General features: G+C 60.9%; 26 protein-coding genes. 2 read left to right on the top strand and 24 right to left on the bottom strand.

What is annotated here, in order from left to right; translation table 11 throughout:
* Positions 1–203 precede the first annotated feature (203 nt).
* Positions 204–1,592: a chromosomal replication initiator protein DnaA gene (gene dnaA / locus IPP68_01365; GenBank protein ID MBL0349013.1), complete on the bottom strand. Its 1,389-nt coding sequence runs from the start codon at positions 1,590–1,592 to the stop codon at positions 204–206.
* A gap of 199 nt (positions 1,593–1,791) precedes the next feature.
* Here dnaA and IPP68_01360 point away from each other — a divergent pair, with 199 nt between their 5' ends.
* Positions 1,792–1,932 (top strand): hypothetical protein, encoded by a 141-nt coding sequence (locus IPP68_01360; GenBank protein MBL0349012.1) that lies wholly within the window; start codon positions 1,792–1,794, stop codon positions 1,930–1,932.
* 89 nt (positions 1,933–2,021) lie between these two features.
* On the opposite strand, the gene uvrA is transcribed toward IPP68_01360, so the two are convergent.
* From uvrA to IPP68_01265, 19 genes are all read right to left on the bottom strand, one after another.
* The gene (uvrA, locus tag IPP68_01355) at positions 2,022–4,844 is read right to left on the bottom strand and encodes an excinuclease ABC subunit UvrA (GenBank protein ID MBL0349011.1); all 2,823 of its coding nucleotides are present in this window, start codon (positions 4,842–4,844) and stop codon (positions 2,022–2,024) included.
* An 8-nt stretch (positions 4,845–4,852) separates the two neighbouring features.
* The gene (gene nadB / locus IPP68_01350; GenBank protein MBL0349010.1) at positions 4,853–6,514 is read right to left on the bottom strand and encodes an L-aspartate oxidase; all 1,662 of its coding nucleotides are present in this window, start codon (positions 6,512–6,514) and stop codon (positions 4,853–4,855) included.
* A gap of 60 nt (positions 6,515–6,574) precedes the next feature.
* Complete coding sequence (locus IPP68_01345) at positions 6,575–7,093, bottom strand: prepilin-type N-terminal cleavage/methylation domain-containing protein (protein MBL0349009.1); 519 nt, start codon at positions 7,091–7,093, stop codon at positions 6,575–6,577.
* A gap of 129 nt (positions 7,094–7,222) precedes the next feature.
* Positions 7,223–7,741, bottom strand: a complete 519-nt coding sequence (locus IPP68_01340) for a YdcF family protein (GenBank protein MBL0349008.1) — start codon at positions 7,739–7,741, stop codon at positions 7,223–7,225.
* Between the two features lie 62 nt (positions 7,742–7,803).
* The gene (gene folP, locus IPP68_01335; protein MBL0349007.1) at positions 7,804–8,649 is read right to left on the bottom strand and encodes a dihydropteroate synthase; all 846 of its coding nucleotides are present in this window, start codon (positions 8,647–8,649) and stop codon (positions 7,804–7,806) included.
* Positions 8,650–8,708: 59 nt separating this feature from the next.
* Entirely contained in the window at positions 8,709–9,176 is a 468-nt protein-coding gene (locus IPP68_01330; GenBank protein ID MBL0349006.1) for a type II secretion system protein, read from the bottom strand.
* Between the two features lie 44 nt (positions 9,177–9,220).
* Positions 9,221–9,646: a hypothetical protein gene (locus IPP68_01325; protein MBL0349005.1), complete on the bottom strand. Its 426-nt coding sequence runs from the start codon at positions 9,644–9,646 to the stop codon at positions 9,221–9,223.
* Positions 9,647–9,827: 181 nt separating this feature from the next.
* Entirely contained in the window at positions 9,828–11,720 is a 1,893-nt protein-coding gene (gene ftsH, locus IPP68_01320; GenBank protein ID MBL0349004.1) for an ATP-dependent zinc metalloprotease FtsH, read from the bottom strand.
* Positions 11,717–12,274: a hypoxanthine phosphoribosyltransferase gene (hpt, locus tag IPP68_01315; protein ID MBL0349003.1), complete on the bottom strand. Its 558-nt coding sequence runs from the start codon at positions 12,272–12,274 to the stop codon at positions 11,717–11,719. The genes ftsH and hpt overlap by 4 nt, the downstream gene beginning before the upstream one ends.
* A gap of 13 nt (positions 12,275–12,287) precedes the next feature.
* Positions 12,288–13,292 carry a tRNA lysidine(34) synthetase TilS gene (gene tilS, locus IPP68_01310; GenBank protein ID MBL0349002.1) on the bottom strand — a complete coding sequence of 335 codons (1,005 nt, stop codon included), beginning with the start codon at positions 13,290–13,292 and terminating at the stop codon, positions 12,288–12,290.
* Between the two features lie 5 nt (positions 13,293–13,297).
* Positions 13,298–15,364: a CHASE2 domain-containing protein gene (locus IPP68_01305; protein MBL0349001.1), complete on the bottom strand. Its 2,067-nt coding sequence runs from the start codon at positions 15,362–15,364 to the stop codon at positions 13,298–13,300.
* A complete protein-coding gene (locus tag IPP68_01300) occupies positions 15,304–16,281 on the bottom strand; it encodes an SDR family oxidoreductase (GenBank protein MBL0349000.1) in 978 nt (325 codons plus the stop codon). The genes IPP68_01305 and IPP68_01300 overlap by 61 nt, the downstream gene beginning before the upstream one ends.
* Complete coding sequence (locus IPP68_01295) at positions 16,278–17,198, bottom strand: hypothetical protein (GenBank protein MBL0348999.1); 921 nt, start codon at positions 17,196–17,198, stop codon at positions 16,278–16,280. The genes IPP68_01300 and IPP68_01295 overlap by 4 nt, the downstream gene beginning before the upstream one ends.
* Before the next feature lie 40 nt (positions 17,199–17,238).
* Positions 17,239–17,877, bottom strand: coding sequence for a hypothetical protein (locus IPP68_01290; GenBank protein MBL0348998.1), 639 nt, complete (start codon positions 17,875–17,877; stop codon positions 17,239–17,241).
* The gene (locus tag IPP68_01285; GenBank protein MBL0348997.1) at positions 17,867–18,853 is read right to left on the bottom strand and encodes an SPASM domain-containing protein; all 987 of its coding nucleotides are present in this window, start codon (positions 18,851–18,853) and stop codon (positions 17,867–17,869) included. The genes IPP68_01290 and IPP68_01285 overlap by 11 nt, the downstream gene beginning before the upstream one ends.
* On the bottom strand, positions 18,850–19,635 hold the full coding sequence (locus tag IPP68_01280) for a gamma-glutamyl-gamma-aminobutyrate hydrolase family protein (GenBank protein ID MBL0348996.1): 786 nt from the start codon (positions 19,633–19,635) through the stop codon (positions 18,850–18,852). Before IPP68_01280 ends, IPP68_01285 begins: the two co-directional genes overlap by 4 nt.
* A complete protein-coding gene (ispH, locus tag IPP68_01275; GenBank protein MBL0348995.1) occupies positions 19,632–20,570 on the bottom strand; it encodes a 4-hydroxy-3-methylbut-2-enyl diphosphate reductase in 939 nt (312 codons plus the stop codon). Before ispH ends, IPP68_01280 begins: the two co-directional genes overlap by 4 nt.
* Positions 20,567–21,265: a hypothetical protein gene (locus tag IPP68_01270; GenBank protein ID MBL0348994.1), complete on the bottom strand. Its 699-nt coding sequence runs from the start codon at positions 21,263–21,265 to the stop codon at positions 20,567–20,569. The genes ispH and IPP68_01270 overlap by 4 nt, the downstream gene beginning before the upstream one ends.
* An 18-nt stretch (positions 21,266–21,283) precedes the next feature.
* On the bottom strand, positions 21,284–21,538 hold the full coding sequence (locus tag IPP68_01265; GenBank protein MBL0348993.1) for a hypothetical protein: 255 nt from the start codon (positions 21,536–21,538) through the stop codon (positions 21,284–21,286).
* A 73-nt stretch (positions 21,539–21,611) separates the two neighbouring features.
* On the opposite strand from IPP68_01265, the gene IPP68_01260 reads away from it, so the two are divergent.
* Complete coding sequence (locus tag IPP68_01260) at positions 21,612–22,013, top strand: 6-carboxytetrahydropterin synthase (protein MBL0348992.1); 402 nt, start codon at positions 21,612–21,614, stop codon at positions 22,011–22,013.
* On the opposite strand, the gene IPP68_01255 is transcribed toward IPP68_01260, so the two are convergent.
* From IPP68_01255 to IPP68_01240, 4 genes are all read right to left on the bottom strand, one after another.
* On the bottom strand, positions 22,010–22,963 hold the full coding sequence (locus IPP68_01255; GenBank protein ID MBL0348991.1) for a hypothetical protein: 954 nt from the start codon (positions 22,961–22,963) through the stop codon (positions 22,010–22,012). The two genes, IPP68_01260 and IPP68_01255, sit on opposite strands and share 4 nt — an antisense overlap.
* A gap of 81 nt (positions 22,964–23,044) precedes the next feature.
* Positions 23,045–23,389: a dihydroneopterin aldolase gene (folB, locus tag IPP68_01250; protein ID MBL0348990.1), complete on the bottom strand. Its 345-nt coding sequence runs from the start codon at positions 23,387–23,389 to the stop codon at positions 23,045–23,047.
* A 9-nt stretch (positions 23,390–23,398) separates the two neighbouring features.
* Positions 23,399–24,316: a hypothetical protein gene (locus IPP68_01245; protein MBL0348989.1), complete on the bottom strand. Its 918-nt coding sequence runs from the start codon at positions 24,314–24,316 to the stop codon at positions 23,399–23,401.
* Between the two features lies 1 nt (position 24,317).
* Complete coding sequence (locus IPP68_01240) at positions 24,318–24,713, bottom strand: CoA-binding protein (protein ID MBL0348988.1); 396 nt, start codon at positions 24,711–24,713, stop codon at positions 24,318–24,320.
* Between the last annotated feature and the right edge of the window lie 20 nt (positions 24,714–24,733).

Genomic DNA, 24,733 nt, shown 5'->3' with positions numbered 1-24,733 from the left:
ATGGACGGCGACTCTCGATCTTTTTTGAAATCGAACAACTTGTGGGAAAGACGTGCGCGTTGTCCCACTTGTTCGAACGGTCCCCCGGCCTTCCACCGATTCACCGGGTTGTTCAGAGGTTATCCCGGGCGTTGTCCCGAGGCGTTTCGGAGCAAAAAAGGCGGTCCCCGGTCGACGGGCCGAAACAATAAAACGGCGAAAAATTATTTGGAGCGAAGATCGCCCAGCGTGGCGTGGTTTTTCACTTGCTGGGTGATTTTGTTGACCAGGGCGGTGAAGTACGGGTCGGAAGTCATTTTGCCCCGGATCTTGTTGCAGGCGTGCATGACCGTGGTGTGGTCTTTGCCGCCGAAATGATCGCCGATTTCCGTCGTGGAGCACTCGGTCATGGTCCGGGCCAAATACATGGCGATTTGGCGCGGGAAGGCGATGGCGTCGGTGCGCCGCTTGGATTTCATGTCTTTGAGTTCCAAATTGAAATGATCCGCCACCACTTCCTGGATGTCCTCCACGCGCACGGGGCGGGTGGCGGCCGACGCCGCCACGATGTCCTTGAGCGTTTCCCGGGCGGATTCGATGGTGAGCGGCGTGCCGGTCAAGGAGCTGAAAGCGACGGTTCGAATCAAGCTGCCTTCCAGCTCCCGGATGTTGGAGCGGATCTGGCTGGCGATGTAGAGAATCACGTCGTCCGGGACGAAAATGTTCTCGGAAGCGGCTTTTTTGCGCAAAATCGCGATGCGGGTTTCGAGGTCCGGGGGCTGAATGTCGGCCACCACGCCCCATTCGAACCGGGAAATCAGCCGGGCCGAGACTTTGGTCTCGTTGGGCGTGCGGTCGGAAGAAATGATGATCTGTTTTCGGGTGTCGTAAAGGGAATTGAAGGTGTAGAAAAACTCCTCCTGGGAATTTTCCTTGCTCATGAGCGATTGGATGTCGTCGATCAACAAGCAGTCCAGGTTCCGGTATTTGGCCCGAAAATCCTTCATGCGGTCGAACCGCAGGGCGTCGATGAATTCGTTGATGAACCGCTCGCTGGTCACGTAGAGGACCCGGGCGCCCGGGTTGTTGGCCCGGATGCCGTGGGCGATGGCGTGAAGAATGTGGGTTTTCCCGAGCCCCACGCCGCCGTACAGGAAAAGAGGGTTGTAGGTTTTCCCAGGGTCCTTGGCCACGGCCGCGGCGGCGGCCTGGGCGAATCGGTTGGAAGGCCCCACCACGAAGGTGTCAAAAGTGTATTTGGGGTTGAAGGTTTCGTCCGAAACGTGGTTTTCGATTCGGGACGGGATCACCGGGGCGGCGGCCGGAGTCTCCGGAAGGGAATCCGGTTCGACTTCCTGATTTTCGGAGGTCTCAAACGAAACGGAACCGTCCCGGCCCAGTATTTCCCGCAAAGACGTTTCAATGGCGGTCTGGGCGTTCTTTTGAACCCAATCGGCGAAATAGCGATTGGGCACTTGAACGGTAAGAAGGGCGTCGCCCCAAGCCGCGGGACGGAGGGGCTTAATCCACAAATTGTAGATTTCTTCTTTGAATTGGGGCTTTAAACGCTCCAAAACCCCCGTCCAAATAGACTCGGCTGTTTCACTCAAAATCAATGAAAATCTCCACTTATCCACAGACTTATACACACGGTCTGATAGTAACTGTGGATTATCTTAATAACTTATATTTTGTTAAATAGTGCTATCTTTTGCCGCGGCGTAGCAACGGCAAGCCCATGTCCGAATCGAAGTTGCTCGTGATTTTTGGGTATGGAAAAGGGCTGTGAATAACTGAAGCGCGCCTATCTTAATGAAGCGGGCCAACGTTGTCAAGCGGGCGAAAAAAAATTTACAAAACAATATTTCCGACGGGAAAGAAGAGCCTGAACGTCAAAACACGCCGTTCAACGACGGAAAAATATTTTTTTTGCGCGGTCCGCGCCGGGCTTGACAATCCGCGGCGGTACGACTTCCTCGTCGGAAAAAACAAATTCGCTTCGGACGAGGCGCCCGAAATCGGCGCGCGGGATCGCGGCCCCGTTATTTCAAAAGCGGTCGGAGGTGGTGGCCGGTGTGGGAACCGGCCGCGGCCGCCACGGTTTCGGGCGTTCCTTCGGCCACGACGCGCCCGCCGCCCGCGCCGCCTTCCGGCCCCAGGTCCAAAATCCAATCCGCCGTTTTGACCACGTCCAAATTGTGTTCGATGACCAACACCGTGTTGCCGCCTTCCACCAACCGCTGAAGAACGCCCAACAGTTTTTCCACGTCCGCGAAGTGGAGCCCGGTGGTGGGTTCGTCCAAAATATAAAGCGTGTGCCCCGTGGGCCGGCGGCACAATTCCGACGCGAGCTTCACCCGTTGGGCTTCGCCGCCCGACAACGTCGTGGCGGGTTGCCCGATGGCGGCGTAGCCCATGCCCACGTCCACCAACGTTTGCAGCACGCGGGCCACCGTGGGAATGTTTTCGAAGAACACCGCGGCTTCCTCGGCGGGCATGGCCAGCACGTCGGCGATGGATTTGCCTTTGTATTTGATTTCCAAGGTCTCCGCGTTAAAGCGTTGCCCGGCGCAAACGTCGCATTTGACGTATACGTCCGGCAGGAACTGCATGGAAATTTTAAGCGTGCCGTCCCCTTCGCAGTTCTCGCACCGGCCGCCTTTGACGTTAAAAGAGAACCGCCCCGGTTTGTAGCCCCGGCGTCGGGCCTCCGGCAATTGAGCGTAAAGATCGCGAATGGGTCCGAAGGCCCCGGTGTAGGTGGCGGCGTTGGACCGGGGGGTGCGGCCGATGGGGGTTTGATCCACGTCCACGACCTTGTCCACATTTTCCACCCCCGACAAAGTTCGGTGGCGGCCCGGCTCCTCCTTGGCGTGGTGGAGTTTCTTGGCCAGGGCCTTGTGCAGGATTTCGTTCACCAAGGTGGATTTACCGGAACCCGACACACCCGTGACCGCCACGAAGAGCCCCAGGGGAATTTTGACATCGATGTTTTTTAAATTGAATTGCGAAGCGCCCTTGATCTCCAGGAATTTTTCGCCGGGCCGCCGTCGTTCCGCGGGCAGGGCGATGCCCCGCTCCCCACGCAAATAGGCCCCGGTCAACGATTTGGGTTCTTTGAGAAGGTCTTTGACGGTGCCTTGGGCGATGATTTGACCCCCGTGAACGCCCGCCCCGGGACCCAAGTCGATCACCCAATCGGCGGCGCGGATGGTTTCCTCGTCGTGCTCCACGATGACCAGGGTGTTGCCGATGTCCCGCAGCCGGTTTAAGGTCGTTAAAAGGCGGGCGTTGTCCCGGGGATGGAGGCCGATGGTGGGTTCGTCCAACACATACAACACGCCCACCAGGCCCGAACCGATCTGGGTGGCCAAATGAATCCGTTGGGCCTCGCCCCCTGCCAGGGTGGCCGATTCCCGGTCCAAATTGACGTATTCCAGACCTACGTCCACCAGAAACGCCAGGCGGGAGCGAATTTCCTTCAACACTTGCCGGGCGACGAATTGGGATTTTTCGGACAGGGGCAATGCGTTGAAAAAAGCGTGGGCTTCTTGAACCGACAACCGCGTGGCCTGGGCGATGGATTTCCCCCCCACGGTCACGGCCAGGGCCTCGGGCTTGAGGCGGGCGCCTTTGCAGTCGGGGCAGAGGCGGCTGCGCATGAAGCGCGCCTGGATTTCCTCTTTGACGAAGGCGGATTCCGATTCCTTGTAGCGGCGTTCCAGATTGCCGATGACGCCCTCGAATTCCTTGACGTTCTTTCCCCAGGGGGATTTGTGATCCATGCCGCCGTGGAGAAGGGATTTCCGTTGGGCCGGGGGGAGGGACCGCCAGGGTTTGTCCAGGGGGATTTTATTTCGTTGGCAGACCTCCTCCAGGATTTCCATGTAATAGCCCGACCAGGATTTTTTCCATCGATTGGTCCGGGTGGTGACCGGGTCCGACCAGGCCGACAGGGCCCCGTCGGCGATGGAAAGATTTTCGTCGGTCACAACCAGGTCTTCGGCCACCTCCAGCTTGACCCCCAACCCGTCGCAGTTGGCGCAGGCGCCGTAGGGGCTGTTGAAGGAGAAGAGGCGGGGTTCGATCTCGGGCAGGCTGGTGCCGCAGTGGGGGCAGGCGTGGTGCTCGGAGAAAAGGCGGTCCCCCCCCTTGCCTTCGGCCGGCGCGACGACCAGCAGACCGCGCGATTCCCGCAGGGCGGTTTCCACGGAATCGGCCAGCCGGGTTCGGCCCGCGGCGGAGACCGCCAGGCGGTCCACCACGGCGTCGATGGTGTGTTTCTTGTAGCGGTCCAGGGGGATCTTTTTTTCCAAATCCCGAACGTCGCCGTTCACCCGAACCCGGGCGAATCCGGATTTTTTTAATTTATCGAAAAGCGCCTCGTAGGTGCCCGTTCGCCCGCGGACCAGGGGGGCCAGGATCTGGACGTTTTGACCGTCGAATTCCTTCAGGATGTCCCCGATGATTTGGGTGGCGGAGCGGGGTTCGATTTCCCGGCCGCAGTCGGGGCAATGGGGCGTGCCGACCCGGGCGTAGAGCAGGCGCAGGTAATCGTAAATTTCGGTCACGGTCCCCACGGTGGACCGGGGGTTGTGGGAGGGCGTCCGCTGTTCGATGGCGATGGCGGGGGAGAGGCCCTCGATTAAATCCACATCGGGTTTTTCCATGAGCTCCAGGAATTGCCGGGCGTAGGCCGACAGGCTTTCCACGTAGCGCCGCTGACCCTCGGCGTAAATGGTGTTGAAGGCCAAAGAGCTTTTGCCGGATCCCGAAAGCCCCGTCACGACCACCATTTTATTCCGCGGGATCTCCAGGGTCAGGTTTTTGAGGTTGTGTTCCCGGGCGCCCCGGATTTTAATCACGTCGTCGGTCACGATCCGCCCCCCACCGGCGAACCGGCCCGGGCCCGGGGACGTCCGTCCGGTCCCCGCGCCAACAGCGTGCCCCGGGCGGTTTTGAGCGTTTTGGGATAATCCGCCGTGTAATGAAGACCCCGGGATTCGCGCCGAAACAAGGCGCCCTGAATGACCAATTCCGCCACGGCCGCGATGTTCCGAAGTTCCAACAGATCCGGGGTGAGAAGGAAATCCCAGTATTGTTCCTGGATTTCCCTCTGGAGCATTTCAATTCGGCGGCGGGCCCGTTCCAACCGTTTGTTGGTGCGGGCGATTCCCACGTAATTCCACATAAAGCGGCGGATCTCCTCCCACACCTGGCTGATGACCACCAGTTCGTCCGGGTTGCGGGCCTTGCCGGGGTTCCACCGGGGAACCCGGGCGGGGGGGACCACGAAGTCGGCGTCGGCCAGGCCTTTCCAGGAGTCGGCCACGGCGTCGGCAAAGACCATGGCCTCCGGCAGGGAATTGGACGCCAGGCGGTTCGCCCCGTGGAGGCCCGTGCAGGCCACCTCGCCCACCGCGGCCAGTCGGGCCAACGAGGTTTGCCCGTGAACGTCGGTCCGCACGCCGCCGCAATAATAGTGGGCGGCGGGGACCACCGGGATGGGCTGGGCCGTGATGTCGATGCCGAACTGCAGGCAGCGTTCGTAAATTTTCGGGAAACGGCGCCGGACGTATTCGGCGCCCCGATGGGAGATGTCCAAGAAAACGCATTCGTCCCCGGTGCGTTTAAGCTCGGCGTCGATGGCCCGGGCCACGGCGTCCCGGGGGGCCAGCTCCGCCCGGCGGTCGTATTTCTTGACGAAACGCTCCCCGGCGCGGTTTTTGAGAACCGCGCCTTCGCCCCGGAGGGCTTCGGAGATCAAAAAGTTTTTGGCTTTGGGGTGGTAGAGGCAGGTGGGGTGAAACTGAACGAATTCCATGTTGGCCAGGACGGCCCCGGCCCGGTAGGCCATGGCCATGCCGTCGCCCGTGGCCACGTCGGGGTTGGAGGTGTAAAGATACACCTTGCCCGCGCCGCCGGTGCAGAGGGCCGTGGCCTTGGCCGCGAAGGTGTGGACCACCCCCGAATCAACGTCCAGCACGTAGGCGCCGGCGCAGGCGTTGGGACCGTTTCGAAGGCCCAAACGTCGGCGGGTGATAAGGTCCACCGCAAAATGATGTTCAAAAACTTTGATCCGCGGATGGGCCCGGACCCGGTCCACCAGCACCTGCTCCACGGCGTGGCCGGTGTAATCCCCGACGTGGAGGATGCGCCGTTGGGAATGTCCCCCCTCCAGCCCCAACTCGAATCGCTGTTCGTTGGGGTCGAGGCTGGGGGCGGAGGAAAAACGGACGCCCCAGCGGACCAAATCTTTCAATCGATCGGGGGCTTCGGTGACCACCCGGCGGACCACGGCGGGGTCGCAGAGTCCCGCCCCCGCCGACAGGGTGTCCTTCACGTGGTCGTCGAACGAATCCTTTTCGGAAATGACCGCCGCCAGGCCGCCCTGGGCGTAGTCCGTGGCGGAGTCTTGGATGGCGCGTTTGGTCACCAGGTGGACCCGGCCGAGCTCCGCCGCCTTGAGGGCCAGGGACAATCCGGCGATGCCGGACCCCACGACGAGGAAATCCGATTGATAGGTCTTGGGCATGAAGGAGGATTTTATCAGTTGATCGACTTCGGGAGGGAAAGTTGTGAGAGCCGACGCCCGTTAAAAAAAGCTCCAGGTTCGTCCGGAGGTGTCGGTGTGGGAGCAATTGAGGGTGACTTTCCCCGTGTTCATGTTCATGTGCCATAGGCCCGCGGCAAATACCAACATCAACGCATCGGCCGTCGCGTCCGGATCGTTGGGGCCGACGCTGCAACACACCATGCCGGGCCCGTTGGGCGGGTTGGCCCCGTTGGGGTGGGCGGCGAATTTATAAATCGTCGGCCTGGTTTCAAGGTATTTGCCGCCCGAGTAGACAAAAGGGTTGTTTTGCAGGTCGGTGAAAAGCGCCGAAGGGTTGAGGGGATACATGCCGGCGTTGTCGGCATAGTAAATGCCCACCGCGGAGCGGATAGTGCCGGTTTGTCCGCGAACCACGGCGTCCCGTGCTTTGTCGACTAAATTGGAGAATTTGGGGAGGGCGATCGCCGCCAGCACTCCGATAATGGCCACCACCAGCATTAGTTCAATAAGGGTGAAACCATTGGACTCCAGCTTTTTTGGGCGGTCCAGGGGAGGCATATTAAATTTTAGCCCTTAAAATCGGAAATGCAAGGATCCGCCTAAAAGCGGGCCGACGCCAGCGGGCGAATTGTTCCGGCCTAAGGCCGACGAGGCGGGGATTTCCTTAATTTGACAGGCCAAGGCGGATCAGTGAAGGTCGAAAGCAGTCGCCAGCAAAGCGATAATTTCTCTTGAGATGGAATAGAAATCGCGCCATTCATAATAAAAGGCGTGGGCGTGGCCGACCCGCCGAACGCCCGCTTGTCGCAGGGGCCAAACGGAACGGGCGACGTGGAAATATTGGGAGACCACAAGAGCGGAATCCCGATGACGGTTCTGTAGAACGATGGCGGTGTTTTGGGCGGTGGCCCGGGTGTTGATGCCCCCGGGATCCCGAAGCAGGGCCGCGGCTGGAATGCCCTTCGTTGCCAAGTAATCGGCCATGACGGCCGATTCGTTAAAACCTTCTTTTCCAACTCCGCCGCTGACCAAAATAAGCGGTGCATTCGTCGTTCGGAACAACTCCGCCGCCCGATCCAGCCGGGCCTTCAGGCGGGGACTGGGGGTTCCATCGGGTTGGACGGTGTTGCCAAGCACGACAATCAGATCCGCCGGGAACAAATCATCGTTTAATCCGTAGGCGATCACTCCGGCGGCAAAACCGATGAAGGCGAGGAGGCCCCCGAGGACGGGATAGAACCAGCGGCCGCGGCTCGAAACCCGATCGGTCAACGAAGGGCCTTGAACAGTTGCAAGGCCCTGGCCGCGTCTTTCACGTTGTGAACGCGGAGAATGGCGGCCCCCTCTTGGGCGGCGCGAAGATTGGCGGCCAGGGAACCGGCTTCCCGGTCGGCGGGAGGAAGCGGCGTTTCCTCCCCGCCGAGCAACCGGCCGATGAAGGATTTCCGGGAGAGGCCCGCCACCACCGGAAGACCCAGGTCCCGGAAAAGGGAAAGTTTTCCGAGCAATTGGAGATTGTGAGCGGTGGTTTTGCCGAAGCCGAACCCGGGATCGATCAGGAGGTGGTTCCGGGCCAAGCCGGATTTCTCGGCAAAGGCAATCCGCTCCCGGAAAAAGGCCAAGAGGTCTTGCACCACGTCGGTGTAAATGGGATTGGTTTGCATGGTGCGGGGGTTGCCCCGCATGTGCATGAGGACGACGGGTACGCCGTGCTCCCGAAGAACCGACGGCATGGCCGGATCTTCGAGGGCGGTGACGTCGTTGATGAGGGAGGCTCCGCCTTCCAGGCACGCCCGGGCCACGGCCGCCTTGCTCGTGTCCACGGAAATGGGAACGCGGGGCAGGCGCTGGGCCAATCGTTCCACCACGGGCCGAACGCGGCTCAATTCTTCCTCCACCGACACCGGAGCGGCGCCGGGGCGGGTCGATTCCCCTCCCACGTCCAAAAGGGCCGCGCCTTCTTCCACCAGAGTTTCCGCCCGGTCGAGGGCGTCCTCGGGCCGGAGGCATTGGCCGCCGTCGGAAAAGGAATCCGGCGTGACGTTGATGATGCCCATGAGCAAGGGGCCCTGGGAAAAATCCAACGTGCCGGCGCGCGTGAGGAGGGAATTCATGGGGGCGGGTTCCGGGGAAACCTTGGGAAAAGGTTAACAGTTTTCGCGGGAGGGCGGGACTACCAGCGACTCCAGGTCGTTCCCCTCGAATCGGTATGCGAACAGGCCACGCGCAACAAAGCTTGGGTGGCGGGACGGCCCGTTGCGGAATTGGCATTGGCGCGCCAGTAGATGGCCCCGGTGTCGGCCACGGGGCCGGGACCGTCGGGCGACCAGGGATTGACGATTTCGATGTTCGTCGAGCCATTCCCGTGAATGCCGGGAACCCCGAACAAGAAACTCACATTGTCTTCTATATACTTCGGTTTAAGAGTGCCTTCCAAAGTGGGAAATCCCAATATCGGAATGGACAAAATAAAATCGACCGTCGGATAGATGGCCTCGTTGTCGACGTAATACAAGGACAGCGCGCTTCGAATCCCTCCGACTCTCCCGCGAAGTTCCGCTTCTTTCGCCTTATTGACCAGGGCCCCGAACTTGGGGATGGCGATGGCCGACAGGAGGCCGATGATGGCCACCACGAGCATCAGTTCGATCAACGTAAATCCCGTGCAAAGCGATGGTCGGGCCCTCACCAGAGGCTCCAGGTGGTTCCGTTGGAATCGGTGTGGTTGCAACCGACCAACACCCGACCAATGGCGCTTCCGTAGGCCCACGCCTGTGCGCTGGCCGGGGTCGGCAAGGAGAAATCGGTAACGAGTGGAAGGCCGGCAATTTCGGCCGTCTGAATATTGCCCCGCACATGAGACGGAAAGGTGGGAATCTCGATGTACGGAATTTGATCGAGATACTTTGGAATGAGGGGGGATTGATTCGCCGTCAAACCAACAATACTCGGAGCGTAATATCCTTCGTTATCGGCGTAATAGAGCGAAATGGCGCTCCGTAGAGAGCCCAACTTCCCCTTGATGGAGGCCTCCTTGGCTTTGACCACGAGATTGGCGAACTTGGGGATGGCGATCGCGGCCAGCAGGCCGATGATGGCCACCACGAGCATCAATTCGATGAGCGTGAATCCCACGCCCCGGGCCCCAATGAGCTTTTTCACCCTTTAAGCCTAACTCCAAAAATCGGGATTTTCAAACACTTAAAACGTTGATTACCAAAGATATTAAACAAGAAGGACCGTCCGGATTGCCGGACGGTCCTTCAGTTACGGGAAAAAAAGAATTGGGGTTTTAAGCCGGGCTTGGGGCCGGGGAAAAAGTGGCCCCGGCGCCGCCTTCTGTGGCCCGGGGCGGGGATCCGGCTTCGGGGGGCGTGGGCGTCGGCAGGGGGCGGCCCTCCACCAGGGCGGAAATTTCTTCCCCATTCAAAACTTCTTTTTCCACGAGCGTTTTGGCCAGGGACTCCAAAACGCCGCGGTTCTCCACCAGGATTTTTTTCACGCGCTCCTGGGAGTCGGCGATGAGGCGTTTGACCTCCTCGTCGATCACTTGGGCCGTTTGATCGGAATAATTCTGTCCTTCCCCCAGTTCCCGACCCAGGAAGAGTTCTTCGGATTTTTTCCGGTAGGTGATGGGGCCCAGGCGGTCCGACATTCCGTATTCGCAGACCATCTTGTGGGCGATTTGAGTGGCCTTGGACAGGTCGTCCTGGGCGCCGGTCGTGACTTCGTCGAAAATGAGCTGCTCGGCCATGCGTCCGCCCAAAAGAACGCAAAGGCGGTTGAGAATTTCGGACCGGGTGGTCAGATAACGATCTTCCGTCGGCAATTGAAGCGTGTAGCCCAGGGCCGGTCCCCGGGGAATAATGGAGACTTTGTGCACGGGGTCCGAGGTGGGAAGTTTTTTGGCCACCAGGGTGTGCCCCGATTCGTGGTAGGCGATGACGAGCTTTTCTTTCTCGCTCATCATGCGGCTTTTGCGTTCGGGGCCCGCGATGACGCGGTCGATGGCTTCTTCCAATTCCTTCATGTCCACCCAGGATTTGCTCCGCCGGGCGGCCAGGAGGGCGCCTTCGTTGACCAAATTCGCCAAGTCCGCCCCGACGAAACCGGGGGTGCGCCGGGCGATGACCGACAGATCCACGGTTGGGGCCAGTTTGACGCCCTTGGCGTGAACCTTCAGGATTTGCTCCCGACCCTTGAGGTCCGGCATGGGAACGGAGATTTGCCGGTCGAAGCGGCCCGGGCGAAGGAGCGCCGGGTCCAGCACATCGGGCCGGTTGGTGGCGGCGATCAAAATAACGCCTTCCTTGGTGTCGAAGCCGTCCATCTCCACCAACAACTGATTCAGCGTTTGTTCCCGCTCGTCGTGGCCGCCGCCGATCCCGGCGAACCGCTGGCGGCCCACGGCGTCGATTTCGTCGACGAATAGGAGGCAGGGGGCGTTCTTCCGCCCCTGTTCAAAGAGGTCCCGCACGCGGCTGGCGCCCACGCCCACGAACATTTCAACGAAATCCGACCCGGAGCTGGAGAAAAAGGGAACCCCGGCTTCCCCCGCCACGGCCTTGGCCAGGAGGGTCTTGCCCGTGCCGGGCGCGCCGAACAACAGGACGCCCTTGGGGATTTTTCCGCCGAGTTTCTGGAATTTGGCGGGGTCCTTCAGGAACTCGATAATTTCTTCGAGTTCTTCCTTGGCCTCATCGCACCCGGCCACATCGCCGAAGGTGACTTTTTGCTTCTTGCCCGACTGCAGTTTGGCTTTGGAGCGGCCGAAGGCCATGGCCTGCTTGCCGCCGCCCTGCATCTGACGGATGATGACGAACCACCAAAGGAAGAAGAAAATGCCGATCCAAAGGAGGTTGACCAAGATCGAGTTCAACCACCCCCGCTCGGCTTCGCCGGAAAATTTCACGTTATTGTTCTGCATTTCGGCCACGAGGGTCGGATCGGTCAAGGGCACGGTGCGAAAGGGGGCGACTTTCCCATCGGCGGATTTGATCCGCCCCCGCAGGAGGCTGGGGCCGACGCGGACTTCGATGACCCGCCCTTCCTTCAGTTCACGTTTGAAGGCGGAATAATCAATTTCCTGTTCCCCCACCCGGGCGGTGCGGAGACTTTGAATAAAAAAGAGGACCCCGGAGAAAATCAGGAGCCAGAGGATCAGGTTTCGGCCGTTGCCTTTCATTTGGAGGTCGCCTTTCGCTCGTAAACGCTCGGTTTCAACAGCCCCACGTAGGGCAGATTTCGGTACTTTTCCTCGTAATCCAAACCGTAACCGACGACAAACCCGGGGGGAAGCCGGAAGCCCACGTAATCCAATTTCAAGGGCACCCGCCGCCCGGAGGGCTTATCGAGCAACGCGCAGGTTCGAAGGGAAGCCACGCGCCGGGCTTTCAAAATTCGCCGAAGGCGGGCCAGGGTCAATCCCGTGTCGGCCACGTCTTCCACCAGAAGAATGTGCTTTCCCTCGGGGTTTTTCTTTAAATCCAACGTCAATCGGGCGGCCCCGGTGGACATCGTCCCTTCGTAGGAACTGACCGCCATAAAATCCAGGGCGCAGGGCACCGACAAGGTCCGAATCAAATCCGCCAAAAAGATCACGCCGCCCCGGAGGACGGCCACGACCAGGATGTCCCGCCCGGCGTAGTCCCGGGAAATGCGGCGGCCGAGTTCCCGAACCCGTTGTCGGAGAACCCGCTCCGAAAGCAGGACGCGCTGAATGTCGGGATGGCGGGCCATGGGTCGAACTTTACTATAACGAACGGCGCCCGTATTTGGTTCCCGGGCGGCGACGTTGAAAGAGGAGGAACCGGCCGGCGCGGGCGACGCGAACCCCGGGGAGGTCCAGAGGGCCGCGGGAGGGGCCGCCCCGGGGCGCCGCCGCCAAGGCCCGGACCCGTTCCACCGATTCAAAATGGGCAAGGCCGAAAACGTGGCGAAGGCGCCGTCGCTGTTCAACGATAGGATACCTCAAAAAGGGGGCGATATCAAGGCGAGCGGGGCTGTTTTTCCGTCGATGGGCATGGCCCGGGACGGCGAGGCGATCCCGCCAATAGTCTTCCTCGTCCCGCAGGATTTGGGCCGTTTGGGCCACCCGGTCGAAAAAACCAGGCCGCCACCGTTCCCATTGGCGCAGGGTCGGGCGGATCCGGTTGCGCAGAAAGACCGGCTCGTCGTTGGTGGCGTCCTTCCGCCAGGGAATCCGCCGTTTTTTTAAATAGGCGAGAATGTCTTTCCGAGATACCAAGAGCAACGGTCGTCCCAGGCGCGGGCCGATCCCCGCGGGCCAGGGGGCCTCGGCGGCCATCCCCGCCAAGCCGGCGGGACCGGCGCCCCGAAGCAGGTTCATAAAGACCGTTTCGGCCTGGTCCCCCAGGGTGTGGGCCGTGAGAACCATCGGACAGCGAAATTTTCGGGCCGATCGAGCCAAGGCGGCGTAGCGAAGATGGCGGGCCGCCTCTTCCAGCCCTTTCCGGCGCTTCCGGGCCCCCGTTCGCACGCCGACCCGTTGGACATCCAGCGGCAGATCCCGGTCACGGCACCAACGTTCCACGAAGGCGGCGTCGGCGCGGGACGCTGGACCCCGCAGGCCGTGATCCACGTGGCCCGCCGCGACGAAGGCGCCGGTGTCCCGCCGAAAGCGATCGGCCAGGTCGAGCAGGGCCATGGAATCGGGACCGCCGGAGCAGGCAATCAGGAGGCGGGACGGCGTCGGATCGGGGAGGCGGCGACGAAATTCGGCGAGAAGGTCGGACAACGCGGTTACTTGCTGGTCATCACGTACACCCCATCCCAGTCCGGGGGCGGGGGCGTGGTCAGGAATTGCTCGCAACGCTTAATGTAGATTTGAGAGGGCTTGTCATCGGGCGACGCCTTCAGGGACTCGAAAAATTTGGCCGTGGCGTCCGTGAACCGACGATCGCGGTAAAGCGCCAATCCTTCGGTGAACAGGGAAACGGATTTTTTCTTTTCCGGGGACACCCCGTTTTTCATGGCGAGCAATTCAAAGACCCGGATGGGCTGGGTTTTCCCCTTCACGCGGAGGAAATCCAATTCCCGGACCTCGACGTCGTCCTTGGCGGCCTGGAACGTGCTTTCGGAAATCAAGATCCGAGTCCCGAACATTTTGTTGGCGCCCTCGAGTCGGGAGGCCAAATTGACGGTGTCCCCCACGGCGGTGAAGTTTCGGTGGGTGGTGGAGCCCATGTTGCCGATGACGGCGGGGCCCGTGTTCAAGCCGATCCGGAACTCCACCACGGGCCAGCCTTTGTCGCCGAATCGTTGATGAAGTTCGGGCAAAAGCGCCATCTGTTTCACGGCGGCCCGGCAGGCCAGGAGCGCGTGCTTCGGCTGATCCAGGGGGGCGTTCCAGAACGCCATGATGGCGTCGCCGATGAATTTGTCGAGGGTTCCATCGAGGTCCAAGATCACGTCGGTCATCGTGCTCAGGTAATCGTTTAGCACCGCGACGAGTTCCTGGGGAGATAATTTTTCGGAGACCGTCGTGAAACCGGCGATGTCCGAAAAGAACAGGGTGACGTGACGTTCCTCGCCCCCCAATTTCATGCGGGAGGAGTCGCGGATGAGAATATCGATCACTTTCGGGGAAACGTATTGACCGAACATGCTTTTGATCCGGCGTTTTTCCTTTTCTTCGGTCAAAAGGCGGCGGAACAGCATCGTGCCGTACGTGGCGAGCAAGGCGACCAAGGGAACGATGAAATTGAAGACGTAATAAAAGCGATTAAAACCGAATTGGCAGAGCGCGTAGTAGACGATTAAAATGGCCCCCACAGCGGTTGCCCCGCGCTTGGTTTTTAATCCGGCCAGCCAGGGGCCGATCACGAGACCCAAAAGAAGAATGACGGGGAGAGACCACCAGGCGGGGGGCGAGCGGAGATAGGTGCCGTTCAGCAGATTGTCAAGGACGTTGGCGTGGAATTCGGGACCTGGGAAATTGCGCAGATTCGGAACAGCGGTGTTGTCGAAAAGTCCGGTGGCCGTTCCACAAACGATGACAATCTTGTTTTTAAAGGCGTCCGGGTGGGTCCGTCCCGAAAGAACATCGGCGTAGGGGTAGTACCGGTACGGCGAAGGCGACCCGGCGGCGTTCTCGTTCCAACCCGAAAAATTGACGATCATTTCGTGCCAGTCGCCCGACGCCCGTTTTTCCAAGGCCGCGGCGAGGCTTTCAACCGTCCGTTGGCGAACGACGGCCAGGGCGGCCAAACTCAGGGAGGGCAGGACGCGCCCCTCCAGAGAGACCCACAGGGCGGCGTTCCGTAGAATGCCGTCTTTTTCAGGGAACACGTTGACGTACCCGGTTCCGTTGCGGGGATTTTGGAGCGCGGCGATGGGCCGATCCACTTTTGACGGGGCCCCGTCCGCAAAATCGGTGATGAGCGAACCGAAAACCACCCGGCCGTTGGCCGCGGCCGTTCGGCCCAGGGCGGCGTCGCCGGACGGGTTTTTGCGGTCCTCTTCCAAAAAGAGAACGTCAAAGGCGACGGCCGCGGCGCCCGCCCGGCTTAGCAATTGAACGAGCCGGGCGTGCAGGTCCCGGGGCCAGGGGTAGAGCCCCAATTTTTTCAGGGAATCGTCGTTGATGGTGATGAGGGCAATGCGGGAATCAACGGGACGGAGGCCCCGTTGGGCGAACCGGAAATCGATGGAGGCGTTTTCGAGGCGATCAAAAAAGCCGAAAACGTAAAACACCAACACCGCGGCCGTGACGCCGACGACCCACCACGTGTTGGCGGAAGGGCGCTTTATTGTTTTTTCCTCGATCGCTTCGGTTTCGGGGCGGGGCCGGCGGCGTTTTGGAACCAATCAACGGTCCGCCGGAGGCCTTCTTCCAGCGTCACGTTCGGTTCCCACCGCAGGGCGCGGCGGGCGAAGGCGATGTTGGGCTGGCGGACTTTGGGGTCGTCCACGGGCAGGGGTTTGTGCACGATGGGGCTTCGGCTGCCGGTCAGTTTCTTGACCAGGCGGGCGATGTCCAAAATGGTGATTTCCCGGGGGTTGCCGATGTTCATGGGCCCCACGTGGCTGGAGAAAAGGAGCCGCAACAAGCCTTCCACCTCGTCCTCCACGTAGCACAGGCTTCGGGTCTGTTGGCCCCGGCCGAAGACGGGAATGGGTTTGTTGTTCAAGGCGGCGTCGATGAATTCGGGAACGGCGCGGCCGTCGTTTTTGCGCATGCGCGGGCCGTAGGTGTTGAAGATTCGGGCGATGCGCACCTTGACGCCGTGGGCCCGGTGGTAGGCCATGGCCATGGCTTCGGCGTAGCGTTTGGCCTCGTCGTAAACGCCCCGGGGCCCCACGGGATTCACGTGGCCCCAATAATCTTCCCGCTGGGGGTGCACCTGGGGATCGCCGTAAACTTCCGAGGTGGAAGCCAGCAGGAACCGAGCGTTCTTGGCTTTGGCGAGGCCCAGCATCTTGTGGGTGCCCAGGGCGCCGACTTTGAGGGTTTGAATGGGGAACTCCAAATAATCCCGGGGCGAAGCGGGGCTCGCGAAATGGAGAATCCCGTTCACGGGACCGTGCAGGTAAAGGTCCTGGGTGACGTCGTGCTTGATGAAACGGTAACGCGGGTGACCCGCCAGGTGGGCGATGTTGTCGGGGGAGCCCGTCAATAAATTGTCCACGCCGATGACCCGGTGGCCCCGCCGAAGAAGGTGGTCGCTTAAATGGGACCCCAGAAAACCGGCGCCCCCGGTGACGACGTAGACGCCCGGTTTCACGGCCACACGCGCGCCAAGGCGGCGACGACGGCGACGGCGGCGCCGAAGGCCAGCGGAATTCGAATCATCGGTTTCATGCGGTCCCAGAGGGCCACGGCCGTCACGGAGGACGCGTAGGCGCTCAACGCCATGAACGGGCAAAGCAAATAGCCGGCCACGGGCAGTTCAAGGAATCGGACGGGGTTGTCCAAGGCGGGGTAAATCCAGTGAGGGCCCGCCACGACGTTGGCCGTTTCCCAGAGGACGCCGGTGAGGAGCCCGGCCAAGCCCACCAGGACGATCTTGCGCACCTGGCCGACCCGGGCGTCGGCCAACAGGGAAGATTCCGCCCAGCGTTCGTTGAGCGGATCGCAGAGCAGGAGAGGAACGGCCCACCAAAGAGGCGAAAAAAGGCGGGGCCAGGCGAGGGCCAAAAACGCGAAGACCAACCCGCCGCTCACGATGAGAACGCTGGGGGCCCGTTGGAGGGGCGGCACGGTCACGGATTTGAAAACGCCGGCGGATTCGATCAAATCCGCCGTTTCCAAAAGGACGGGCACGGCCGCCGCCAAGGCGACGGCGCCGAGGATCCAGGCCGCGCCCCGGGAAGCCGACGTCACGCCGTGGGCCCAATAGCCCAGCCGGAGGTTGGCGATTTCGTTGAAGAGCTTGAACACCAGAGACCAGAGGGCGAGAAACAAGAAACGACGGGGATGCGACTGGATCAGGGATTCGCCGCGATGGCGATAGACCCATCCGTCGACCAGCAGAAGATAGCTCCAGGCGGCCAGGGCCACGAACCCGGAGGCGAAAGGTTCCCGGCCGCTTCGGGCCAGGAAGGTGGAAACCAGAAGAGCGCCGAACCCCAAAAGCATCAGGCTTCGGGCTCGTTCGGCGTGGGGAAGGGCGGCGCGCTGCGGGGTCTGTGAAATGGTCAAGGTGTCCTCGGCGTTCTTCGACTCGGGATTGGCAGACAGTTTACTTCTTCGCGGAACGACCGGAAAGGGCCGCGAGGGCCTGGATTCGGGAAGCCGATCGCCAGAGTTTTCGGTGTTTTCCAAAGGGGACAAACCCCGCTTCCCGGAATTGGTTTCTCCACCAGCGGTGGGGTTTCAAGATGCGGCGAAAAGGGTCGTTCTCCGCGAAACACTCCGAATAACTGAGGTCCACGAACAAATAGCGGCCGATGCGGGCGCAGTGCTTCAAAACCCAAGGGACGTCCTCCTCGTTCAAATACATAAAGGAATTGGCGTAAACGACGTCCACCCTCCTCCGGCATTCTTTCACGTAATGTTTCATGTCTTGATTTTTTATTCGTCGACGGTAGGGGTGGGGAATTTGTCGGTAAGCCCAGCGGCTCAGCTCGCACCCGTGCGGCCGCGTGCCCCAGGTGGACTCGAAAAATTTCAAGATGTCCCCCATGGCCGCCCCGAGGACGATGACCGATTCGATGCGCAACCCCTCGATTCGGGAGAAGATTTTTACGCAGTCGTTCACGCTGTTGAATTGCTTCCACGTTCGACGGTAACTCCGCCCCTCCCCGCCGTAGTTTTCGAAATGTTCCTCCCCCCATTCGGCGGACGGCGGGGAGGACCGACGGGCGGTCTTAGTTTCCATGAACGGGGTCCGGGGGCCGGGGGGAGGCGTCGGGGTTAATTTTTTGGGCTTTGCCGTCAAAGCGGGAAATGTAAGTGCATTTTCGACAAAGGTCCTCCACCAGGATCCCTTTTTTAAACCCCTCGCGGATGGCCGTGGCCCGGGGGCTTTGAAGCACGTCGTGGATGTTTTGGGTGCCGAGGTTTCCCAAATTAATAACGCCTTCCTTGTCCAAGCAACAGGGAACGACGGTCCCGTCGGCCAACACCCCAATGTGGGTGGACAGTCCGTGGCAAAAGCCCCGGGAGGACCGGACCGGTTGGTCGGGGTGGGGCCATTGAAATCGGGTGTCGAAATGCAGCGACGCCCGGCCTTTCAATGGAACGCTTTTCTTCCATCGGACATCCGGCACATTACCAAAATCGACGCCCAGCCCCCGCTTGATTTTCCCGATCAGACGACCGTTCCCTTCCAACGACCTGGGCGCTCCGTGGTTCCAGAGGCGGTAATTGATGTAAAGATCGGGGCGTTCCCGCCCGGCCCGCTCCGTGAAGTCAAAAATCCGTTGAAGGTAGTCCGCGTCGTCCTTTTCGGGAAAATTGTCCGCAAAACTTTGAAGCGAAAAATTGATTTGTTTTAGGGCCGGATGCAACAGAATGTTCGAGCGGGTCGGCTGGAGCAAGAACCCGTTGGTCGTTAAATGGATGGGAAGGCCCAGGGAAGCGCAGGCGTCGACGAAGGAATTAAAGGCGGGGTGGAGCAGGGGTTCCCCCATCAAATGAAAGCCGACTTCTTCCGTCAGCGGCGCCGCGGCGGCGGCGATTTTCCTAAAAAGGTCGATCCCCATGAACTGCGTGTCCCGAGCGACGGCGGGGCAGAAGGAGCACTGCAAATTGCAAACGTTGCTGATTTCGATGTAGACCCTTTTAAATCGTTGGGCGATCGCCGGCGGCGCTGGGGCAAGGCGCGGGGTTGGCCGAACGGAAAGGACGTTCACGGACGGGAAGGGGTCGGGGCGAGGCGTCGCCCGGGGAGGCCCGCCGTTCCCCGTAGGATCCCCACCCAGCCTTGGAACAGGGGTTGAGCCAGCCGACGCAACCCGCGCCAGCGGCGGTGGCGGTGGAGGCGGATTTCCCGTCGTGTGCGCCCCTCGACGGCTTGGAGCTCTTGGTCCACGCCGGGTTGGGAAAGCCATTCGCGAACCATCGCGGGATCGACTTCCACGTGGAACTGCAGGCCGTAAACCCGGTCGCCCCAGCGGAAGGCCTGATGGCGGCAGCGGGGCGAGGTGGCCAGCAGCGTGGCGCCTTTCGGTAAATCAAAAGTATCGCCGTGCCATTGGAAGACCGCGGCGGTTTTGGGAAAACGGGCGAACAGAGGGTCCCGCCGGGCGGCGTCGGTCCGATGGAGGGGGTACCAACCGATTTCTTTTTTGTCATTGGGATAGACCCGTTGGCCCAGGGCGTGGGCGATGAGCTGGGCGCCCAAACACACGCCCAGCAGGGGTTTCTTCGCCCGAATAGCTCGGCGGAGGTAGGCGATTTCCCGACGCAGAAAGGGGTATTTTGATTTCTCGTAGACGCCCATGGGACCGCCCATGACGATCAGCGCGGAGAGGCTTCGGGGGGACGGCAGGGCGGGACGCCCCCGGGCGATGTCGATGACGCGAACGGGGTATCCGGCCGCCCGAAGGGCCGGGGCGAGGGTCCCGAGGCCTTCGTGGGGGACGTGGCGGAAAACGAGAACGGGAGCGGCCGACGGCGGGCGCCGGGCGCTCATCGGGTCGGCGCGAGGCCGGCCAATTCTTTGGGCAAGGAAAAGTGGACGTCCTCTTCCCGGACGGTGACTTCCTCCACCCGGCCGCCGCGACCGGTCAAAAGAGCCACCACGCCCTGCACCAGGTGTTCCGGCGCCGAAGCGCCGGCCGTGACGCCGACGGTTGTGACGCCGGTCAGCCAGGCGGGGTCGATCTCGCCCGCGCCATCGATCAAATGGGCGGAGCAGCCCGATTGACGGGCCACGTCCACCAGTCGTTGGCTGTTGGAGCTGTTTTTGGAACCGACCACCAAAAGGAGGTCGATGTCGCGGCGAAGCAAATCTTTGACCGCGTCTTGGCGGTTTTGGGTGGCGTAACAGATGTCGTCCTTGGGCGGCGTCTCGGCGTTGGGGAAGCGTTTTTTGATGGCGAGGATCACGTCCCGGGTTTCGTCCAGGCTCAGGGTGGTTTGGGTGAGAATCATGAGTTTTTCATCGAGCGGAAAGGGCAGGCGGACCACGTCGTCGACGTTTTCCACCAGGGTGATCTCCCCGGGGGCTTCGCCCAGGGTTCCTTCGACTTCGTCGTGCTCCCGGTGGCCGACCAGCAACAGGCGGAAACCTTCCCGCCGGAAACGGTGAACTTCGAGGTGGACCTTGGTGACCAGGGGGCAGGTGGCGTCGATGACCCGGAGGCCGCGTTCGTCGGCCCGGCGACGGACTTCCGGGGACACCCCGTGGGCGGAAAAAATGACCACGCTTTGGGCGGGGGCTTCGTCCAGGGTGTCGATGAAGACCACGCCCCGGGATTTAAAATCGTCGACGACCGCCCGGTTGTGGACGATTTCTTTGCGGACGTAAATCGGGGCCGGAAATTTCTGAAGGGCGATGTCGACGATATCGACGGCCCGCACGACCCCCGCGCAAAATCCCCGGGGGCGGGCGAGGAGGATTTTCACGACGCCCCGCGTTTGACGAGGCGGAAAAAGGCGTCCTGGTAGTCGTTAAAAAGACCGTAACGATTCAGCAGATCGGCCAGGGGTTTGACGAAGGACGGATCCGTTTCGGCCTTGCGCAGGAGGGACTCGATTTCCCGACGGCGGCGCTCCTCGGCGCCTTCGGGGTTGAAGAGGCCCCGCTCGTCCAACTCGCGCACGTTGACGGCGAAACTTTGGGACGTTTCCTCCAAAATGAATTTCATGAGGGCGAAGCCCCAGCCGGATTCGGGCCCCAGGATGACGGCCGCCCGCCCGGCGTCCCGGTCGTCCAAGTCCTTTCGGATGTTGCGGGCCAGTTCCCGGGCGTCCGTGTGGTGGGGTTCGGTGGATTCCAGAATATTGCGGAAATTGTACTCCAGGCCCCGCAAGCTGTCGGAAAAATGATCCTTCAGGAACCGCTCGTAGGCCGAGGAATCCTCCCCGAAGTCCTTGAACCGTTGGACGAAGGCGTCGGGGGTGAGGATTTGAGGGCGTTCGGCGATGACCTTTCCGGTGCGGAGGGTGGACCGGGCGGGGAGGGCGGAAATGGAGGTCACCAACTGATAGGTGATCTCGCTTTGGCCGAAGGTGGCCAGCCGATGACGGGGGAAGCGGAGAACGCGGATCTCCCGCATGGCCTCCCACAGGTGGCTGGTGTTGCGTTTGGGTTGTGACAAGGAAATGACAAAACAGCCCTATTTCTTAGGCTGTTTTTCGTCCTTCTTGGTCGGTTCCGCGACCCGGGCAGAGGGCTCTTCCGGAATGGCCTCGTCCACCGTGGTGGTGTCGCCTTCCACATTAAAATTGTAATCGTCGCCGTAATCGCCGACGGTTTCGTCAAGGGCCGGGTAGGTGGGGGTGGCTTTCATGGATGAATAAATGAAGAAAAAGAGTCCGAAAAACACCAGGATCCCCAAAACGGACGCAACAATCTTCTCCCCCCGACTCATGCGTATCTCCTTTTGACTATTAATTTCAAATCGATTTATTGACCGACCGGAAAGGGTATTTTACCATATCCCCGTGTTCAAAGTCGTCCGTGAAATCCACTTTTGCTACGGCCACCGCCTGATGAATTATGAAGGGAAGTGCCGCCATCCCCACGGACACAACGGCCGGGTGGAAGTGGAGGTTTCGGCCCGAAAACTCGACCCCCGGGGCATGGTGGTGGATTTCGGGGACATCAAAAGCCGCCTGCAGAGCTGGATCGACGACCACCTGGACCACCAGATGATTCTTCGGAAGGACGATCCCCTGGCGAAAACGCTCAAAAGCCTGGGCGAACCCTTTTACTTAATGCGGGACAACCCCACCGCCGAGAACATTGCCAAGGAAATCTTCACCGTGGCCCGGAAGCGGGGCCTGCCCGTGACCCGCGTGACCCTCTGGGAAACCGAAAAGTCCTGGGCGTCCTTCCAGCCCTAGCTTTTTTTCATTTTCCAGGCCAGGTCCATGGCCTCCCGGTCGTAGGGCCCCGCCAGGGTGCCCTGGGCGGCAAAGACGTAGAGGGCGCAACGGTATATGCTGTTGGCCACCCCCATGGTGTAGAAAAAGGCGAAGAGGCCGGCGACCCAAAGGCCGGTGGTCGCCAGAATCAGCAGGGGCATTTTAAAGTAGGACGCCGCGATTATCCCCGCCGTGTAAAGTCCGATCGTTGAAAAAATAACGATGAACCCGCCGAATTGAAGGCCCACGAACCCCGCCAGGGATTCCCCCCAGGTTTTTTTCAGGGTCTCCGCGGAGCGTTTCAGAATGGCCACCGGGTTTTTTTCTTCCTCCATGACGAGGACCGGAATGGCGAAGACCGAGGCCACGCTCCAGGCCACCCCGATGAACCGAAGGATCCATTTTCCCACCAATCCCACCCGCTCCTCCAGGGATTTAATGAGATAGCCGATCACTCCGGCGAAGAGGGACCACATCAGGATCGCCGGAAGTTTGGTTAGGGCGAAGCGCAAACCGCCGGTGACGGACACGCCGCCGCCCTGGAGGGCGCTGATGATTTCATGGTAGAACGCGGTGGTGAAAAAGGTCGCCAGAAACATGGAAGCAAAATAAATCACGGCGAGGTACACCATGGCCTGGGGTGTCAGGGACAACTGTTGGTTTCGGCGCTCTTCCGGCTTGGCCGCGGCCATTCGGTCCATGGATTCCCGGGTAAAGACGCTTTCGCTCACGGCTTTCCAATGCGCCCCTTCGGTGTAGCCGTGGCCCGTGGGCTGAAGAGCCACGGGGGCCAGAAAGAAAAGGAGGATGCCCAGGGTGCAGGCGGTGATCACGGCCGGAAAGACCATCAGCTTCGGGTGATCGACCATGACGGACAGGGAGCTTTTCATTAAACGCCAACTGTTTTGGATGCGCTTCAAAAAGGCCATGCGGAACCTCCGGCGTGCGGGTTGGAGAGACGATGATCTTTACTTATAGCGGCAAAAGGGGCCTATTTCAAGGCCCCGCGCCTAAGGGCGGTGGATTTCCACGCCGGCCCAGGCGAGTCCTGGGAGGGCGCGTTTTTTGATGAGGACGGTGACGGCCCGGGGTTTGTATTTCCACAGCACGAGGTCCGCCGCCTGCTCCGCGACGGTTTCGATCAAGTGAAAGGATTGAGGCGTTAACTTTTGCCGAAGGGCATCGGCCACGGCGGCGTAGTCCATCGATTGGGCCAGATCGTCGCTTTTGCCCGCCGCGCTTAAAGACAGTTCCAAAGTCACGTCCATTTCAATCCGCTGGGGGAAGGCCCGCTCGGCCTCCGTGCAGCCGATTTTGAGCCAAAGTTCCAACCCGTTGATGATCAATTTATCCATGTTTGACCTCTAGGGCTTGATCCCCACGAATTCGATGTCCAGGGGGATCGTTCCCGTGTTCTCAAAATAATAAGCGGTTTCGGCCGGGATGACCAAATAACCGTATTGAAAATCCACCGTTTCGGAACCGATGTAGGCCAGGCCTTGACCCGCGGCGGGGCGGACCACCAGGCGAACCCCGGCCCGGCGTTCCGTAACGGTACGCGCGCCGGCGGGGATGGTCCAGGCGCCCTTCGTCAGCGGTCGGGCTTCGGGAAGGGAATCCACGGCGTGGTAGAAAGCCGAGACGTCCATGGTCATGGACGGCGCGTGAATTTCCGGCACGACCACTTTGACCGGACCCCGGGTTTTTTTGGGTCCCGATTCCAGGGACATCAATATTGCCGCCCGGTCCCGAGCGAAGGCGTCGGTCAAGCTTCGCTCTCCCGGCGGCGTGTTGTGCAAAAGTTTTTTGTCGGTGTTTTCCAGCAGGCGGTCAAAGGCCCGGAGCGTGGCCCAGTAAACGGTGCTTTCCGATTTCCCGGCCTGTTGATCGGACGCGGCGGCGTCTTTCAAGGCGTCGCGCTGGGCGAGATACAGGTTCCACCGTTTTTCAATGCGGGCGGCCACCCCGGGGTCCGCGGGCGGCGTCCGCCCGGCGGACCGGAGGCGGATCAATTTTTGACTTTCACCGCGCAGGTAAGACGTGTCGGCCGACAATCGAACGGGGGGCGTGCCGCCTTGAACTTGGTATTCCTCAAAAAGCTCCCGCAACCGCGACTCCCCCGTCACGATGGCCCGGGAATCCTCCGGCACGGCGCGGATGCGTTCCAGAGTCAAAAGCCGAATTTCCTCCCGCCCATCGTTCATTTCCTTGAGGCTCATTCGTCCAGCGCCGAAGGCGGGAGCCGCGAACAGCAGGGTGAGCAGCAGGGGTCGGATGGTCATGTCAGAAATGGGAGGAAGCGTAGCCCAGGTCCACGATGCTGCAGGCTTGAATGGGTTGCAAACCCAAGGCCCGGGCTTTTTCCAAAACCTCGGGGCTTTCGGTTCCTGGGTTCAGGAAAAACTCCTTGGGTTGTTTGGCCGCGATGTCCGGCAGAATTTGCAGCAGGGCGCCGGGCGGTATGTACACCGTCACTCGGTCCACCGGCGGGACATCCCGGATGGACTTGAAAACGGGCAAACCCTCGACGGTGGTTTCCCGGGGATGAACGGGATAAACCCTGTAGCCGGCCTTCAAATGCGCCCGGACGGACTTGTTGCCGAATTTGGCGCGGTCGTTGGTGGCGCCGATCACGGCCACGGTTTTTTCGGCCGAGCGGGGCCCGTTGTTGTCGGTCACGAGAGAGAACCTGGGCGGGT

The sequence above is a fragment of the Elusimicrobiota bacterium genome (genome assembly GCA_016722575.1).
Taxonomy (GTDB): domain Bacteria; phylum Elusimicrobiota; class Elusimicrobia; order FEN-1173; family FEN-1173; genus JADKIY01.
The sequence above is the reverse complement of the archived record's forward strand: the minus strand, read 5'-3'. Positions and strand labels throughout refer to the sequence as shown.